Source organism: Nostoc sp. UIC 10607 (assembly GCF_047228265.1).
GTDB classification, from domain to species: Bacteria; Cyanobacteriota; Cyanobacteriia; order Cyanobacteriales; family Nostocaceae; genus Nostoc; species Nostoc foliaceum_A.
In genome coordinates this window covers 1-642 of the sequence record NZ_JBIQNW010000227.1, presented here as the reverse complement: position 1 = coordinate 642, position 642 = coordinate 1, and the positions used below count along the sequence as shown (strand labels likewise).

General features: G+C 39.7%; 1 protein-coding gene. It reads left to right on the top strand.

The genetic code is table 11. The annotated features are described in order from the left end of the window. Positions 1-30 precede the first annotated feature (30 nt). Positions 31-642, top strand: a 612-nt coding sequence (gene cax, locus ACEYW6_RS36530; RefSeq protein ID WP_412983658.1) for a calcium/proton exchanger, incomplete at its 3' end; no start/stop codon positions are given.

Here is a 642-nt window from a genome sequence, read left to right as displayed (position 1 = left end):
GAGAGTTCTCATTATTAGCGCTATATAGTTATGCCAACCGCACTCAAAAATATACAAACTAAAAATCTAATTTCAATTGGTTTGCTAGTTTTTGTCCCGATTGCTATTGTGGCAGAAAAGTTAGAATGGGATGCATTAATAGTGTTTGGGCTTTCAGCAGTTGCAATCATTCCGTTAGCAGTTTGGCTGAGTCAGGCAACAGAAGAAATTGCTGTGGTTTTAGGGCCTTCTATAGGAGGTTTGTTAAATGCAGTTTTTGGGAATGCAACTGAGCTAATTATTGCTTTAGTAGCTCTTAAACAAGGCTTAGTAGATATTGTCAAAGCCAGTATTACCGGGACAATTATCAGTAATTTGCTGCTGGTAATGGGGCTATCTATGTTGCTAGGAGGTTTACGCTATAAGGAGCAGACTTTTCAGCCAATGGCAGCGCGAGTCAATGGTTCGACAATGACACTAGCAGTGACTGCAATTGTACTGCCGGCTATGGTGATTACTACATCTAATGTAGTCGAGCAAAGCGCTATTACTAAGCTGTCGATTTTTGTAGCAGTTATTTTGATTATAGTTTATGGTTTGACGCTGTTATTCTCCTTGAAGACTCACAGCTACCTATACGATGTTGGGGTTGTAGAACTAGAA